The sequence below is a fragment of the Streptococcus orisratti DSM 15617 genome, from assembly GCF_000380105.1.
GTDB lineage: Bacteria > Bacillota > Bacilli > Lactobacillales > Streptococcaceae > Streptococcus > Streptococcus orisratti.
In genome coordinates, this window is sequence record NZ_KB904456.1 from 1 (window position 1) to 16,057 (window position 16,057).

At 39.1% G+C, this 16,057-nt stretch carries 13 protein-coding genes and 3 pseudogenes; 14 read left to right on the forward strand and 2 right to left on the reverse strand.

From position 1 onward, the window contains the following. Positions 1-188, reverse strand: a pseudogene (locus tag A3I7_RS13070) (IS4 family transposase); the annotation flags it as partial. A 174-nt stretch (positions 189-362) separates the two neighbouring features. On the opposite strand from A3I7_RS13070, the gene A3I7_RS12380 reads away from it, so the two are divergent. The 9 genes and pseudogenes from A3I7_RS12380 (at position 363) to A3I7_RS0103140 (ending at position 8,872) form a co-directional block, all read left to right on the forward strand. Next, the gene (locus A3I7_RS12380) at positions 363-953 is read left to right on the forward strand and encodes a hypothetical protein (RefSeq protein WP_018375319.1); all 591 of its coding nucleotides are present in this window, start codon (positions 363-365) and stop codon (positions 951-953) included. A 211-nt stretch (positions 954-1,164) separates the two neighbouring features. Continuing rightward, positions 1,165-1,335, forward strand: coding sequence for a hypothetical protein (locus A3I7_RS13970; protein ID WP_018375320.1), 171 nt, complete (start codon positions 1,165-1,167; stop codon positions 1,333-1,335). Next, positions 1,335-2,153: a replication initiator protein A gene (locus A3I7_RS0103100; protein ID WP_018375321.1), complete on the forward strand. Its 819-nt coding sequence runs from the start codon at positions 1,335-1,337 to the stop codon at positions 2,151-2,153. Before A3I7_RS13970 ends, A3I7_RS0103100 begins: the two co-directional genes overlap by 1 nt. A 148-nt stretch (positions 2,154-2,301) precedes the next feature. Next, positions 2,302-3,657: a DNA (cytosine-5-)-methyltransferase gene (gene dcm / locus A3I7_RS12385; RefSeq protein WP_018375323.1), complete on the forward strand. Its 1,356-nt coding sequence runs from the start codon at positions 2,302-2,304 to the stop codon at positions 3,655-3,657. Further along, positions 3,641-4,089 (forward strand): annotated as a pseudogene (locus A3I7_RS13075) (hypothetical protein). The gene dcm and the pseudogene A3I7_RS13075 overlap by 17 nt, the downstream one beginning before the upstream one ends. Positions 4,090-4,112: 23 nt before the next feature. Further along, a complete protein-coding gene (locus tag A3I7_RS12395; protein WP_018375325.1) occupies positions 4,113-6,713 on the forward strand; it encodes a phage tail tip lysozyme in 2,601 nt (866 codons plus the stop codon). 343 nt (positions 6,714-7,056) lie between these two features. Further along, positions 7,057-7,425 carry a TnpV protein gene (locus A3I7_RS12400; protein WP_033418490.1) on the forward strand — a complete coding sequence of 123 codons (369 nt, stop codon included), beginning with the start codon at positions 7,057-7,059 and terminating at the stop codon, positions 7,423-7,425. 140 nt (positions 7,426-7,565) lie between these two features. Continuing rightward, positions 7,566-8,129, forward strand: coding sequence for a TetR/AcrR family transcriptional regulator (locus tag A3I7_RS0103135; RefSeq protein WP_018375327.1), 564 nt, complete (start codon positions 7,566-7,568; stop codon positions 8,127-8,129). Continuing rightward, entirely contained in the window at positions 8,129-8,872 is a 744-nt protein-coding gene (locus A3I7_RS0103140) for a CPBP family intramembrane glutamic endopeptidase (protein ID WP_018375328.1), read from the forward strand. Before A3I7_RS0103135 ends, A3I7_RS0103140 begins: the two co-directional genes overlap by 1 nt. Positions 8,873-8,881: 9 nt before the next feature. Here A3I7_RS0103140 and A3I7_RS0103145 read toward each other — a convergent pair whose 3' ends face one another. Next, positions 8,882-9,472, reverse strand: a complete 591-nt coding sequence (locus tag A3I7_RS0103145; protein ID WP_018375329.1) for a type IV toxin-antitoxin system AbiEi family antitoxin domain-containing protein — start codon at positions 9,470-9,472, stop codon at positions 8,882-8,884. Between the two features lie 279 nt (positions 9,473-9,751). On the opposite strand from A3I7_RS0103145, the gene A3I7_RS0103150 reads away from it, so the two are divergent. The 5 genes and pseudogenes from A3I7_RS0103150 to A3I7_RS0103170 all read left to right on the forward strand — a co-directional run bounded on the left by A3I7_RS0103150 (position 9,752) and on the right by A3I7_RS0103170 (position 16,034). After that, positions 9,752-14,647, forward strand: a complete 4,896-nt coding sequence (locus A3I7_RS0103150; RefSeq protein WP_018375330.1) for an SspB-related isopeptide-forming adhesin — start codon at positions 9,752-9,754, stop codon at positions 14,645-14,647. Then, entirely contained in the window at positions 14,648-14,839 is a 192-nt protein-coding gene (locus tag A3I7_RS0103155; RefSeq protein WP_018375331.1) for a hypothetical protein, read from the forward strand. Next, on the forward strand, positions 14,823-15,374 hold the full coding sequence (locus tag A3I7_RS0103160) for a hypothetical protein (RefSeq protein WP_018375332.1): 552 nt from the start codon (positions 14,823-14,825) through the stop codon (positions 15,372-15,374). The genes A3I7_RS0103155 and A3I7_RS0103160 overlap by 17 nt, the downstream gene beginning before the upstream one ends. A gap of 77 nt (positions 15,375-15,451) precedes the next feature. Next, positions 15,452-15,682: pseudogene (locus tag A3I7_RS13350) on the forward strand (helicase SNF2); the annotation flags it as partial. Positions 15,683-15,734: 52 nt separating this feature from the next. Next, positions 15,735-16,034 carry a DUF5966 family protein gene (locus tag A3I7_RS0103170; RefSeq protein ID WP_018375334.1) on the forward strand — a complete coding sequence of 100 codons (300 nt, stop codon included), beginning with the start codon at positions 15,735-15,737 and terminating at the stop codon, positions 16,032-16,034. Positions 16,035-16,057 lie beyond the last annotated feature (23 nt).

Genomic DNA, 16,057 nt, shown 5'->3' on the forward strand with positions numbered 1-16,057 from the left:
AAATCTAAATCAAGTAGCTCTTTGGCTAAGGTATTACCACCCATGGTCAGTATAGCTTGAATCATGGTTTTCATCGTTAGCTGACTTTTCCGACTAAAATCTTTTTCAGGATGAAGCACAAACTGGTTTGCGGTGGAAACGATGTTGTTAATACTATCAAGTAAATGAGCTTTAATCTGATCTAACATGACTTTTCCCCTTTTATTTTTAGTGTACCATAGAAAAAACTAACCTACCACAAAACGTGATAGGTTAGTTAACTTAATGACATTGGGGAATATTACAAACATTATTTCTACTATTCATGTAAACATCGTAAGATGATGTCTGGTCATAAGTGTACTTTCTCTAAGCAATTGAAAATGGAAACGTTGAACCGTGAGGTATTGACCATTATCAGCAAAATTGTTAGTGAACCATTGTTTGCAGAAAAACTTCAAGAGAAAATCAACATTCAAATTGATACGGCAGAAATTGATAAACTACTTGATAAGTACTATAATCAACATCGTAAGTATCTTTCAACAAAAGTATCTTTGATGTCTCAAATTGACAATCTTGATTATAATGATCGTCATTACAAACAGAAATTTCAAGATTTAAATGAACGATTGAATGCTATCTATGATAAACTTGAAGAAATAGATTCGTTAATCGTAGAGAATGAAGAAAGGAAAGAAGTTATTCTTAAACAAAAAATGACAGCTGATAACGTGTATGAAATTCTTCTAAAGTTTGAAACTTTATTGGCTGTTATGGAAGAGGTCGACAAGAAACGATTTTGTCAACTTTTACTGGAAAAAGTAGTTGTTCGAGATGAGAAGAATGAAAATGGAAGATGGGTGAAATCCCTTTTTTTCAAACTTCCTATCATTGAAAATAATCTGGAGATTAGTTTGGACAATAACGAACACGTTGAGTGCGTAGTGTTGCTACAACGAAGCAACGGGTGAAAATCCTTTATTTTAAGCACTTTTTCAAACATTTTGTCTTTATTGAAAAGGGTGATTTTGACATAAAAAAGGTTCAAAAAAAGTACATTGATGTGAACGTCTGTTTGGATGTCGACTGCGTAGACAAAAAATAGATACGTCATAAAATATAATGGTTCAGCGAGAACATTTTAATAAGTGTTCTCGTTTTTTTTATTTTCAGGAGGAAATGATGCAAAAGTATGAACAATCATCACGTCAAATGGTGATGTGTCATCTCGTGACAATCTTGGGAGTTGATATTGAGAAAGCAACTCAGCTAATTGATGAAATGGAACAAGTAGGTTTAATCCGATTTGATGAATTTGGAAATGTTGGACTTTTAGTCTTGGAGGGACAATAATGAAACGTATTACTGCTAATCAATATCAGACATCAGAGCGATATTATAAACTCCCTAAAGTTTTGTTTGAGAGTGAACGGTATAAGGACATGAAGCTGGAGGTTAAGGTAGCCTACGCGGTTTTAAAAGATCGGTTGGAGTTGTCTTTGAGTAAAGGCTGGATTGATGAGGATGGGGCTATTTACTTGATTTATTCCAATTCAAATCTGATGGCACTTTTAGGCTGTTCAAAGTCAAAATTACTATCTATCAAAAAAACCTTACGTGAATATGGCTTAATCGATGAAGTCCAACAGTCCTCTAGTGAAAAAGGTCGTATGGCAAATAAAATTTACTTGGGGGAATTAGAACATGTGCCTACCCCAGTCTTAGATTCAAACGGGGCTAGTGTTAAAAAAACACTAGGGGGGTCTCAAAGAAATACGGGGCCGGTCTTAAATTCAGCCCCTAGTGAGACTGAAGGAAGTGAGACTAAATATAGTGAAACTGAAGGGAGTGACTTCCTTATTGAGGACGAGGAGGAGATTCAGCTAGTAGATGAAAAACAAGAAGAAAACTTTACTCCAAAAGTAGACGATGTGACTAAGTACGATCGAGACTATATTTGGGGTTTGGTTCATGAACAGTTAAGACAGACAGGCCTATCTCAGTCGGCTAGTGACTATGCCATGATCTATTTTAGTGAACGTTATCAGTACGCATTGGAACATATGCGATTTGCTCGGTCAGCGGAAGTGATAGCTGAATACGTGTTTAATGGTGTGCTGTCAGAGTGGACTAAGCAACTGAGACGACAAGAAGTAAAGGGAGGTGATTAAGATGATTTGGTGGATACTAGGTGGAATCTATCTGATTTCTATCATCATTTTGATTGTTGAAATCATCCGTGCACCAGAAATGGATGATTATATATAAGCAAGAGTTTTACAAATTGTAAGGCTCTTTTTATTTGGAAAGAGAGGAAAAATGAAATTTTTAGATTTATTCGCTGGGATAGGCGGTTTTAGGCTAGGAATGGATTCACAGGGTCATGAGTGTCTGGGCTTTTGTGAAATTGATAAATTCGCTAGAACATCCTATAAAGCCATGTTTAACACAGAAGGAGAAATAGAATACCATGACATTAAAGAGGTCACAGACCATGACTTTAGACAATTTAGAGGGCAAGTGGAGGTTATCTGCGGGGGATTTCCTTGCCAAGCTTTTTCACTCGCAGGAAGACGACTGGGATTTGAAGATACTCGAGGGACTCTCTTTTTTGAGATTGCTCGAGCGGCCAAACAAATCCAACCACGTTTTCTATTTTTGGAAAACGTCAAAGGCCTACTCAATCACGACGAGGGACGGACGTTCTCCACAATCCTCTCCACGATGGATGAATTGGGGTATGATGTCGAATGGCAGGTGCTTAACAGTAAGGACTTCCAAGTCCCGCAAAACAGAGAGCGGGTCTTTATTATCGGACATTCTAGAAGATACCGTTCCAGATTCTTATTTCCTCTCAGAAGAGAAAACAGCCCAGCTCATCTTGAAAGGCTAGGAAATATCAATCCCTCTAAACGTGGTTTGAATGGTGAAGTCTATCTGACGAGTGGACTTGCTCCTACACTAACAAGAGGTAAAGGAGAGGGGCCCCAAATCGCCATTCCAGTCTTAACCCCAGATAGACTTGAAAAACGCCAACATGGGCGTCGCTTTAAGGATAATCAAGACTCTATGTTTACTTTGACTAGTCAAGATAGACATGGTGTTGTCGTCGCAGGAAATCTGCCGACTAGCTTTGACCAGACCGGTAGAGTATTTGACATTGCTGGTTTGTCACCAACCTTGACAACCATGCAAGGTGGAGATAAGGTGCCAAAGATACTGCTGAGGGAGGAGCTGCCATTTCTGAAAATCAAGGAAGCCACAAAAACAGGATACGCAAAGGCAACTCTTGGAGACTCTGTCAATCTGGCTTATCCAGACTCAACCAAACGTAGGGGACGAGTGGGAAAGGGAATATCCAATACCTTGACGACTTCAGACAATATGGGAGTGGTGGTCGCTGCTCTGGAATATCGACAGGATAAGTGGTATGAAGTCACAGGCATTGTCTTAGATGGAAAACTCTATCGCCTAAGAATTAGACGACTGACACCAAGAGAGTGTTTCAGACTTCAAGGCTTTCCTGATTGGGCTTATGAAAGAGCAGAAAGTGTTTCCAGTAAGAGTCAACTATACAAACAGGCCGGTAATAGTGTGACTGTCACAGTTATTGAAGCCATTGCGAGAGAATTTAGAAGAATAGAAGAGGAAGAAAAACATGAACCTACTACATAAGAAAAGTATCCTAGAGTGTACTGAATTAGAGGAACGTATTCACCAAGTTGAAACCAATCAGTTACTGGAAAAGATACTGTCGCTCCCCAATTTTGATTGTGACTTTGAGGTGACTTTTGAAGATGATTACCACAAAGAGATGAATGATCCCCTATTCTACGAATCCAATCTTCATCGGATTTCTGATTTTTTGGAAGCTAGGGATATTAAAAATGGTGTAGATACACTATTGACGAAAGACAATCACCTGGCCTTTCGTGCCTTTGGTCAAAATTATACTGCTAGGGAAAGGATGGCATTTTAACGACTCTAGTGACGGTCAAGTGCTTTGGTGAAGGACGGATGCCCATTGATATGAGTCGCTATTTCTCAACTCCTGAACCAACAGTTGAAAATAGCCTAACCCTATTCAAGATAAGAAAACAGAGTTAAAAGAAAATCTACTCAGTAGCCAAATGGAAGCAGAAGAGAAGTTTCTAAAGGAAATTACCTATGTCTCTCCTAGACTGTTAAGGGGAAAGGAAATCAAGAACTATCGACTTCCTCAAGCTCAAAAACGTTTGCGGACGGCAAGAAAACATTTGTCAGAAGTGCAACTAAGTGAGAAGTCAAAATCAATTAATCCTAAGTTTACCTTCCAAAAAGATAAATCTTCCTTGAAGTCTCGCTTTCAGTTTCACCAAGAAAAATCATTTGATCGACTCAGTGCAGAAAAAGAAGTAAGTTCTGCTAAACGTGAGGTCAAACAACTCAAGAAAGTCCAAAAGACTAAGAAAAACTCTACCAAAGTTAAAGTTGGATTAGGCTTAGCCGCATCTGAATCGTTTGACTTGGTATCACAGGATGATGATTTAGATGGACTTAGAACCCTAAAGGATACTAGCCTGAAAGTCAGACGCTATGGCAGGTTTACCTATCAAGCAGGTAAGGTGGCAGTAAAAAGTGGACAGACTGGTGTGCGGTTTACCAAAACAAAATTTTCTCATGGAAAGGAACGATTCCAGAACTTCAAAAAGGGAAAAGGATTCACACGCCAGAAACCTCTTAAACCAAGAAGACGCTACCAAACCTTTTTAAAGCTTGCCAGAAAACAAAGTGTCGCAGGTTTCAAAGGAATCGTCCAAGCCATTAAGGGAAGCCTGACTTTCTTTTCTGCTATTGCTGGAAATCCTTTGACTTGGATTGTCTCAGGCATTCTCTTGATGCTCCTTTTGATGATGAGCTTTTTCATGAGTGTCTCAGGAAGCAGTGCCATTCAACAAGATGAGATGGAGTTGACTAAAGCCTATACCCACATGACGTGGGAAGATGCTGAAAATACGAGAACCAACGAAAAAGGGATTACCTACTACACCAAGATTGATGAGGTCATGGTTTACATGAATCATCAATACCAAGACTACAAGCTTGACGATTTCATGGAAAAAGATGGTGCGACCTACAAAGCATTTCTCAGTCAAGTGTGGACGGACTTAAATGGTGGAGACTCTATTAAATCCATGTCTGACTTATACCAGCAACCTCCCTACAAGCTGCCAGATGAGGACCAAGAAGAACTCAAGGAATTGACCGAAGAAGGCAACTATTTAGCCCTTCAAGAATTAGACAATCCCTTTCAGGGACAGACCGATGAGGGTAGCTTAAACATGACCTACCGATATGGTTATGAGGTCATTGATGAGAAACCAACGCTTCATCACCATATCATCTTAGAAGCAAAAGAGGGTCAAGTCATTGTGGCTCCTATGGATGGCAGGGTATCTCTTGATGGAGAGAACGTTGTTTTGACATCTGGTAAGGGAGTGAATAAGACTAAACTAACCTTGTTTAGCATTCATTCAGGCCGAGTGAGTGACAATCAACAAGTCTTGGCAGGAGATATTATTGGTCAGACCAAGGATGGAACGGGTCTAAAAGTCACCTATCAAAAGGTTGATGATGACACGGATAAGCTAGTCTATGTCAATCCAGCTTTCTACTTTCCAAAAGTAATCCAGGTTCAGACCACCATTCTTCCAACTATTGGTCAATTTGGTGGCGATGAGTTCGAGAGAGCCAAGGCGATTTATGACTATCTCAAAAGCAAAGGTGCGACCAATCAAGCTATCGCAGCCATTTTAGGAAATTGGTCGGTAGAATCCTCTATTAATCCCAAGCGTGCGGAGGGCGACTATCTATCTCCCCCTATTGGTGCGACAGACAGCTCATGGGATGATGAGGGATGGCTCTCACTCAATGGTCCAACTATATACAATGGGCGTTACCCAAATATTCTCAAACGTGGTTTAGGCTTAGGACAATGGACAGATACCGCGGATGGGTCACGCAGACATACTTTATTGTTGGAATATGCCAAAGGAAAACATCAAAAGTGGTATGACTTAGGGTTACAACTGGATTTCATCTTGTATGGGGATAGTCCTTATTACACCAACTGGTTAAAGGACTTCTTCAAAAATTCAGGAAGTCCAGCTAGTCTTGCCCAACTCTTTCTCATTTACTGGGAAGGAAATAGTGGTGATAAGCTGCTTGAACGACAGACACGAGCAAGTGAGTGGTATTACCAAATTGAAAAAGGCTTTAGTCAACCCAACGGTGGGACAGCACAAAGTGATCCCAAAGCACTTGAAGCTGTACGAGGAGACCTTTTTGAAAACTCTGTTCCAGGAGGTGGTGACGGTATGGGCTATGCTTACGGCCAATGTACTTGGGGAGTCGCAGCCCGTATCAACCAACTGGGTCTAAAACTCAAAGGTAAAAATGGTGAGAAGATTTCAATTATCAGTACCATGGGCAATGGCCAGGATTGGGTGCATACAGCCGCAAGTCTTGGTGGTGAAACTGGAACAAGTCCGCAAGCAGGAGCTATTCTTTCCTTTGCAGGAGGAGGACATGGCACACCAGCAGAATACGGGCATGTGGCTTTTGTCGAAAAAGTCTACCCAGATGGCTCATTCCTCATCTCCGAAACTAACTATAATGGCAATCCAAACTACACCTTCCGTAGAATATCAGGAGTGGATAGTAGTTTGAGTTTTGCATATACGACGAAATAAAAAAGATATGCTAACAAAATGTATAAATGTTAGCATATCCTTTTTAATTTTTTGGTCACTATTAATCAGAATTTGAAAACTATAAAATTATGAGTTATTATTGCTCTCCGTAGGTTATCAATAAAATCCTCCAAAAGCCTTGAAAATAAAGGATTTATCGCAATGAGTTCGCCTTATCTCTTTATATGATTTCACACAAGTTTACTCTTTCCCTGATTGCTCATAAGGGCAAATTCAAGGGCAAGAAAATCTGATAACAAGATATAACAGAGTGTGGCAATCGGAGAACTGTGACATATGTGCGAATATATTATAACGGAGGATTTTTTAATGGAAAAAGTATATTTATGATGAAAGCAACGGTCTGTGGTATGAACTACAAGGAGATTATTATAATCCTTGTCTTACATTACCAACCGAAAAAGAATACAAGCCTATCGGCTTATGGGGACAGCGACACAAACGCTATTTACAGGAACATAACAAAATATTTTACACTACGCTGCTCACAAGTGGTAAGTTAAATGAATATCTTGTTGATGTCGATAAACAGACGGAGGAACGCTTTGAAAGGCTTGTGGAACAGATGAAACAGTCGCAGGGCATAACAGAACAGTTAAAGTCGGAAAACGCCTTAGAGTGGGTGCAGAGAATGAATAATATACAAGCGTGTGCAAGGGAGATTGTGAATAAGGAAATTATCTTCGGATAAGTAGATAAAGACGGCAGAGGGTAAAAGCTCTGCCGCTTATTTTTATTTTAGTATCGTTACTAAACTTGACAAAAAGCTCTCTTTTAATTATAATCACTGTTATATAACGGTAATTATAAAATGATGAAGAGGTGAAAACAATGCCACCAAAGGTGAAAATTACAAAAGAGATGATTATAGATGCGGCATTTGAGATAGCACGAAGTGAAGGAGCAGAAAATATCAATGCACGAACTGTATCAAAAAAATTAGGCTGTTCCACTCAACCAGTTATGTATCATTTTAAAACAATAGAGGAATTGAAAAAAACTGTATATGTTAAGGCAGATGAATATCATTCCGAATATATAACTAATTTTCAGAGTGAAAATCCGATGAAAAGTATTGGACTGAATTATATACGCTTTGCTGAAACAGAGAAAAATTTGTTTCGGTTTCTCTTTCAAACAAATGAGTTTATAGGAAAAAACATTTCTGAGTTGATAAATTCTGAAGAATTACAGCCTATTATAGCTACACTCAGTAAAGAGGCAGGGATCAATACAGAACAAGCAAAAACTATTTTTCGCTCATTATTTTTGATTGCACACGGATATGCAAGTATGTTTGCAAATAACGAAATAACCTATGACGAGCAGACGATTATATCTGATTTAGAGTTGGTATTTGATGGAATAATTTATTCATTAAAAGGAGGATTATAATGTATCGTTTATATAAGAAAAATGAATTAAATTTCTCATTAGTTTGGATTATTTCCTATGTTGTTTTGTTCAGTGTTGCTGACAGCTTTTCTGTCTCGCTTGGCACTGAAAAAATAATTACTGCACCCGTTGGTATCGTTTTTACATTGCTTCTTTTAGGCTTTGTGCGTAAACACAACTTAAAAGAAAAATACGGTTTGTGTTCTTTTAATGGAAGCCTTAGAAATTACTTATATTTTACTCCGCTACTTCTAATTATGAGTATTAACCTGTGGAATGGCGTTACGATGAAGTTGTCTGTTTTAGAAACTGTGTTATATATTTTAAGTATGCTCTGCGTTGGATTCATTGAAGAAATTATTTTTCGTGGATTTCTGTTCAAAGCATTATACAAGGATAATGTAAAGTTGGCGATTGTTATCTCAAGTGTTACTTTTGGAATTGGACATATTGTAAACTTACTAAACGGAAAAGATATAATACCTACACTCTTACAAGTTTGTTATGCAATCGCAATAGGCATTCTTTTTACAATTATTTTTTACAAAGGAAAGAGCCTTTTGCCGTGTATTATTGCACATAGTTTTGTAAATTCTTCGAGCGTTTTTGCTGTTGAAAATTCTTCAATGAAGTTTCATATTATATCAAGTGCAGTATTATGTATTGTTAGCGTAAGTTACTCACTGTGGATATTGAAAAAAACAAAACAATTTGATGAATATGAAAATAAAGATAGGCGGTGATGATATTATTCATACTAGGACCTCCAGAGTTTGTTTGACCTTGTCCAAGGTGTTCATTTTTGTCGCATATTCATAGAGTTTTGTAAGATTTTTTTTAGGATAGTTTCCGTAATGTTGAAGTGTTTTGACAAAAATCTCAGTATCTATTTTTTCTCGATGAATCACAAAATCACAGATAATACGTTCGAAATCATACACTCTTACTTTGTTTCCCATAGAGGTTTTTACAAGAATAATTCCTAGTTCGCTATATTCCTTAGAAACGGAATGAATGTTCAGATTAGCTGGAGGAGTATTAAAACGGTAGCCTCTAGGAATGGTTACGTCAAAATATTGAGGAATTTCATCTGTAAATTGTTGCAGGTAAAGCGCTGAGATATAAGAGAAAACAGCCTTGGGATATCGGTACTGAAAGAAGAAGTATTCGTCGTAGTCTCCATTCTGGGTTAGGAAAATTCCTTTTTCGACGCGGTATATAATTCCTTCTTTTTCTAGTCTTGTCAAATATATTGTTGGAATATTTAGAGCTTTACAATCTTTATAGGTGATAATGCCATTGTGGTTTTCTATAAATTCAAGTAGAATCTCTTTTTTTGACATGCTTACTCCTTTCCATGTTGCTTTTACACTACAATTTTATAACATTTGTAGTGTAAAAGCAACATTTTCTTTTCCCTGAATTGATTGTGATAACAAAATCAAGCCTTCTTTTTTATGATGGTATTGAACTTGGGCTACGAGCTGTACAAAAAGAGAGTTTCTCCTAGAACGGAAAGTTCTTCGTCAAAACTCCTATTTTTGTCGTGCTCGCTTAACGCCCTCGTATCTAATAAAGAGTGACAGTTTGTTGCTACAGAAAAAAGAAAAGAAGGACTATTTATGACCAAAACATGTAATCATCACTTTCTTGTCAATCAGGAAAAAGGCGAGAAACACGTCTTTCGTAAGAGTAAAAAATACCGTACTTTATGTTCGGTTGCCCTTGGAACCATGGTAACTGCTGTTGTTGCTTGGGGAGGAACGGTTGCACATGCTGATGAAGTCACATCATCGGTTGACACAACCATTCAACGAACGGAAAATCCAGCCACGAATTTACCAGAAGCACAGCCAACCCCCGTTTCTGCACAAACTGAAAGTATAGCGTCAACTGGTCAATCTAATGGAGCGATTGCTGTAACCGTACCACATGATACGGTAACACAAGCAGTTGAAGAAGCTAAGGCTGAAGGTGTTTCTACGGTTGAAGATAGCCCAATGGACTTGGGAAATACAACTTCTGCGTCAGAGACCAACCAACAAATTTCAAAAGCAGAAGCAGATGCCCAAAACCAAGTTGCGGCTATCAATGAAGTTACTGAAACCTACAAAGCTGACAAAGCAGCTTATGAGGATGAAAAAGTCCGAATTGAACAAGAAAATAGGGAGCTGTCACAGGCCTATGAAGTGGCCAACCAAACTGGTAAAGAGACAAATGCTTGGGTTGATGCCAAAGTCAATGACCTAAAATCCCAGTATTCAGATGCTGATGTGACAGTAAAAGAACAAGTGGTTTCATCAGGAAATGGGACATCTGTACTGGACTATACAAACTATGGCAAGGCTGTTGAAACCATTCAATCAACTAACGAACAAGCTTTAGCGGATTATCTAACAAAGAAAACCAAGGCAGCTGATATTGTTGCGAAAAATCAGGTCATTCAAAAAGAAAATGAAGCTGGACTTGCTAAGGCAAAAGCAGATAACGAAGCCATTGAAAGGCGTAATCAGGCAGGTCAATCAGCTGTAGATGCTGAAAATCGTGCAGGTCAAGCTGCGGTGAATCAGGCTATTCAGGAGAAACTACAATTAGTTTCAGATAGAGCAGCTGAGATTGAAGCCATTACAAAACGCAATCAAGAAAAAGAAGTCACAGCCAGAAAAGAGAATGAAGCAATTGATGCCTACAATGCCAAAGAAATGGAACGCTATCAACGTGACTTGGCCGAGATTTCGAAAGGTGAAGAAGGTTATATTTCTGAAGCCCTTGCTCAAGCCCTCAATCTCAATAACGGTGAGCCACAAGCACAACATGGGGCCATTACCCGAAATCCTGATCAGATTATTTCAACTGGCGATGCCATGCTGGGTGGCTACTCAAGAATTTTGGATTCCACGGGCTTCTTTGTCTATGATAGCTTCAAAACAGGTGAGACCCTTAGTTTTAACTATCAAAATCTTCAACATGCACGATTTGATGGGAAAAAGATTAGTCGTGTGACTTACGATATTACCAACCTTGTATCACCAGCTGGAACCGATGCCGTGAAATTGGTTGTGCCAAATGATCCAACTGAAGGTTTTATCACCTACCGAAATGACGGAAACGGTGACTGGCGAACGGATAAGATGGAGTTTCGTGTAGTTGCTAAGTATTTCTTGGAAGACGGCTCACAAGTTACCTTCTCCAAAGAAAAACCAGGTGTCTTCACGCATTCTTCCCTCAATCATAATGACATTGGTCTAGAGTATGTTAAAGATTCATCTGGGAAATTTGTACCGATTAATGGTTCAACCGTTCAAGTGACTAATGAAGGTCTAGCACGTTCTTTGGGTTCCAACCGTGCAAGCGATTTGAATTTACCTGAGGAATGGGATACCACATCAAGTCGTTATGCTTATAAAGGAGCTATTGTCTCAACGGTCACATCAGGCAATACCTACATAGTAACCTTTGGACAAGGTGATATGCCACAGAATGTTGGATTGTCTTACTGGTTTGCCTTGAATACCCTACCAGTTGCACGTACAGTAACACCTTATAGTCCCAAACCTCATGTAACGGTGGAGCTTGAACCTGTTCCAGAACCTATTACGGTAACACCAGATGTCTTTACTCCTAAAACATTTACACCAGAAAAGCCTGTAACCTTTACGCCAAAGCCTTTGGAAGAAGTGGTGCAGCCTAATCTGACGTTGACCAAGGTAACCTTACCTGTCAAACCTATTCCAAAAGAACTTCCAACGCCACCACAAGTACCGACTGTCCATTATCATGCGTACCGTTTGACGACAACTCCAGAGATTATGAAAGAAGTGGTCAATAGTGACCAAGCTAATCTTCATGAGAAAACTGTCGCTAAAGATTCAACGGTGATTTATCCCTTAACAGTTGATGCCTTTTCATCCAATCGTGCTCAAACGACTAGTCTCATTTTTGAAGACTATTTGCCTGCTGGTTATTTGTTTGATAAGGAAACAACACAAAAAGAGAATGGAAACTATGTCCTTAGCTTTGATGAGACTAAGAATTTTGTGACCTTGACCGCAAAGGAAAACTTGTTGCAGGAGGTGAATAAAGATTTAACCAAGGTTTATCAATTGACCGCCCCCAAACTCTATGGTTCTGTTCAAAATGATGGGGCAACCTATTCTAATAGCTACAAACTCCTTTTGAACAAGGGCACAGTCAATGCTTACACAGGCACTTCAAATGTTGTAACGGTTCGTACACCAGGTGATGGGGAGACAACTACACTTATTACACCTGACAAGAACAATGAAAATGCGGATGGTGTCCTCATTAATGACACGGTCGTAGCCCTTGGCACAACCAACCACTACCGATTGACTTGGGATTTGGACCAGTATAAGGGAGATCGTTCTGCTAAAGAGACAATTGCACGAGGCTTCTTCTTTGTGGATGATTACCCGGAGGAAGTGCTTGATGTGGTGGAAAATGGCACGGCTGTTACAACCCTTGATGGTCAGAAGGTATCAGGTATAACGGTTAAAACCTATGCTTCGTTAAATGAATCCCCTGAGGACCTTCAAGATAAATTAGCTAGAGCTAAGATTACACCGACAGGTGCCTTTCAAGTCTTTATGCCCGATGACAACCAGGCCTTTTATGACCAGTATGTCAAAACAGGTACATCTTTAGCTTTACTGACCAAAATGACGGTTAAAGATAGTCTCTATGGTCAAACAAAGACCTATACAAACAAGGCTTACCAAGTGGATTTCGGCAATGGCTATGAAACCAAGGAAGTAACCAACACCCTGGTTTCTCCAGAACCTAAGAAACAAAACCTTAATAAAGACAAAGTGGACATCAATGGGAAGCCTATGCTAGTGGGAACTCAAAATCATTATACTCTCTCATGGGACTTGGACCAATACCGAGGGATTAAAGCAGACAACTCTCAGATTGCACAAGGTTTTTACTTTGTGGATGATTATCCAGAAGAAGCGTTATTGCCAGATGAAACAGCTATTCAGTTTATCACATCTGATGGCAAAACAGTTTCAGGAATTATGGTGAAGTCTTATTCTCGATTATCAGAAGCTCCTAAATCTTTACAAGCAGCCCTTTCTAAACAAAAAATTCAGGCTAAAGGAGCTTTTCAAGTTTTCATGCCAGAAGACCCACAAGCCTTTTATGAATCGTATGTGACTAAGGGGGAGAATATTACCATCGTCACTCCGATGACTGTTTTGGAAACCATGATTAATTTAGGGAAGTCTTATGAAAACGTGGCCTATCAGGTGGATTTTGGACAAGCATATGAAACTAATACGGTGACCAATTTTGTCCCTAAAGTAACTCCACATAAGTCTAATACCAATCAAGAAGGCATTTTAATTGATGGAAAGACTGTCCTTCCGAATACAGTCAATTATTACAAAATTGTCTTGGATTACAGTCAATACAAAGATATGGTCGTGACGGATGATGTTCTTGCCAAGGGATTTTACATGGTAGACGATTACCCAGAAGAAGCCCTTACCCTAAATCCTGATGGCATTCAAGTTTTGGATAAGGATGGTAATCGTGTATCTGGTATCTCTGTCAGCACCTACGCAAGTTTGTCAGAAGCTCCGAAAGTCGTCCAAGATGCCATGGCTAAACGTCAGTTTATACCTAAAGGAGCCATTCAAGTCCTTAGTAGCGATGATCCCAAAACATTTTATGAGACCTATGTGAAGACTGGTCAAACCTTGGTTGTCACGCTTCCGATGACGGTTAAAAATGAGTTGACCAAAACAGGTGGTCAGTATGAAAATACAGCCTATCAAATTGATTTTGGCTTGGCCTATGTCACAGAAACAGTAGTCAATAATGTTCCCAAACTAGACCCACAAAAGGATGTGGTGATTGACTTATCTCATAAAGATGACAGCCTTGATGGGAAAGAAGTGGCCTTGAATCAAACCTTTAACTATCGCTTAGTTGGAGCTATGATTCCAAGCAATCGTGCGACTGATTTATTTGAATATGGTTTTGAAGATAACTATGATGAGAAGCATGATGAGTACAATGGTATTTACCGTAGCTATCTGATGACGGATATCACCCTCAAAGACGGTTCTGTCTTAAAAGAAGGAACGGAAGTCACGAAATATACCTTGCAACAGGTGGATACAGAAAATGGCCTCGTGTCAATTTCATTTGATAAATCCTTCTTAGAGACTATTTCTGATGATTCAGCCTTTCAGGCAGATGTTTACCTTCAGATGAAACGGATTGCGACTGGTCAGGTGGAGAATACCTATCTCCATACAGTAAATGGCTATGTCATCAGCTCAAATACAGTTGTAACACATACACCTAAACCTGAAGAACCAAGTCCAAATCAACCCACACCACCTCAACCACCAATTGAGGTACATGAACCACCTGTTCCAGCAAGCATTTTGCCAAATACAGGGGAACAGGAATCCCTTTTGGGCTTAATTGGAGCTGGTATTCTACTTGGTACAGCTTATGGACTGAAGAAAAAGGAGGAGAAGTAGATGAATCCAAAAAACATTTATGAAATGGATTCAGACCAAGATGGTTTGACAGAAGCTCAGGAACTAGCTTTGGGAACCAATCCGCAGTCTGTTGACACAGATGCTGATGGTCAAGCTGATTTAGAAGAGCTACAATCTGGATATTCACCATTAGTCCCACTAAAGGAGTTGTACGATGACTTGGAACTTTGACACCATGAAAGAGGCTTTATCTGAAATGGAGAAGGACGATTACCAAGAGTTTATCAAAGCCTTTCTCTCTTTGGAACTAAGTACCTCTGATAGAACAATCCTCAATCAAGTTTATCAAGATTATATGGATGAAGATGACCTGTCCTTGATTAGTGATGAGCTACAAGTTAAAGTGGATGGTTATCAGGATGAAGTAAAAGCTGCTATGACTGATATTCTGGAAAAATTGTACCGAACAGGGGAAGGCTCTAGTTTTATTATGGATTTAATGTCCTCAAATAGTCTTTCAGACACCTTGGAACAATATGAGGTTTTGGATAGTGACGATTATTCACCACTTAGCCTTGAAACCTTACAGGCCATGATTCAACAGGACTTGGCCATTTCCAGTCAGGATTATTTTGAAGATCTGGTTCACCTTGCCTTGCAAAAAGATTTACTAGACCAGAAATGTCATTTCTTACAACACTACGTGGCTACTGTATTGGAAGGTATTCCACAAGAAAGAGACCAACGAGCCTTGGTCCTAGATTAACACAAAGGGCTGAGAAACACTCTCGGCCTTTTTTAAATGGGAGGAAAAATGAATCAAGAAGTCTTACTACAAATGATGATAAAGATATTGCCCAATCTTTGGTAACAAGGTCGCACGATTTTGTCATGCGATTTGATAATCAGAAAATGGATAATCGTGCAGAAGCTGGGGACTATCTGCGTAAACTCATTACCTATAACCGCTCAGAGACGGTTTCTTTGATGATTGTAGGTGATAATCAATATACAGTCGCCCTTGATTTGAAATCAGATGTGGGAACTATTCAACGGATTAGTAATGCCATTGACCAGGAACAGGCTGACTATTATCGCAAGCAATTAGCCTAGAAAGAGGTGTAAGATGTTGGAACAAATTCTACAAAGCCTTTTGATTATCGCAGCAATAGGACTAATGTTACTTGTCCTTTATCGGATTGTGAAAGTTTCAGCTGCTTTGTTTCTTATCGGACTCATCAGTGGATTAGTCTTTATTGAAATCTATGGACTTTACCTCTTTTTTACAGAAAGATACCTTTTTACAGAAGATTTAGCAACTAATGGAGTTTGGAGTTTTACAGGATTTTTTATAATATTTAATATTCTGCTTGTGCTTGGACTTATGACCGACATCGTGAAAAGTAGAATGACGGGATACAAATAGGGCTACCTGATTTTAGGTAGTCT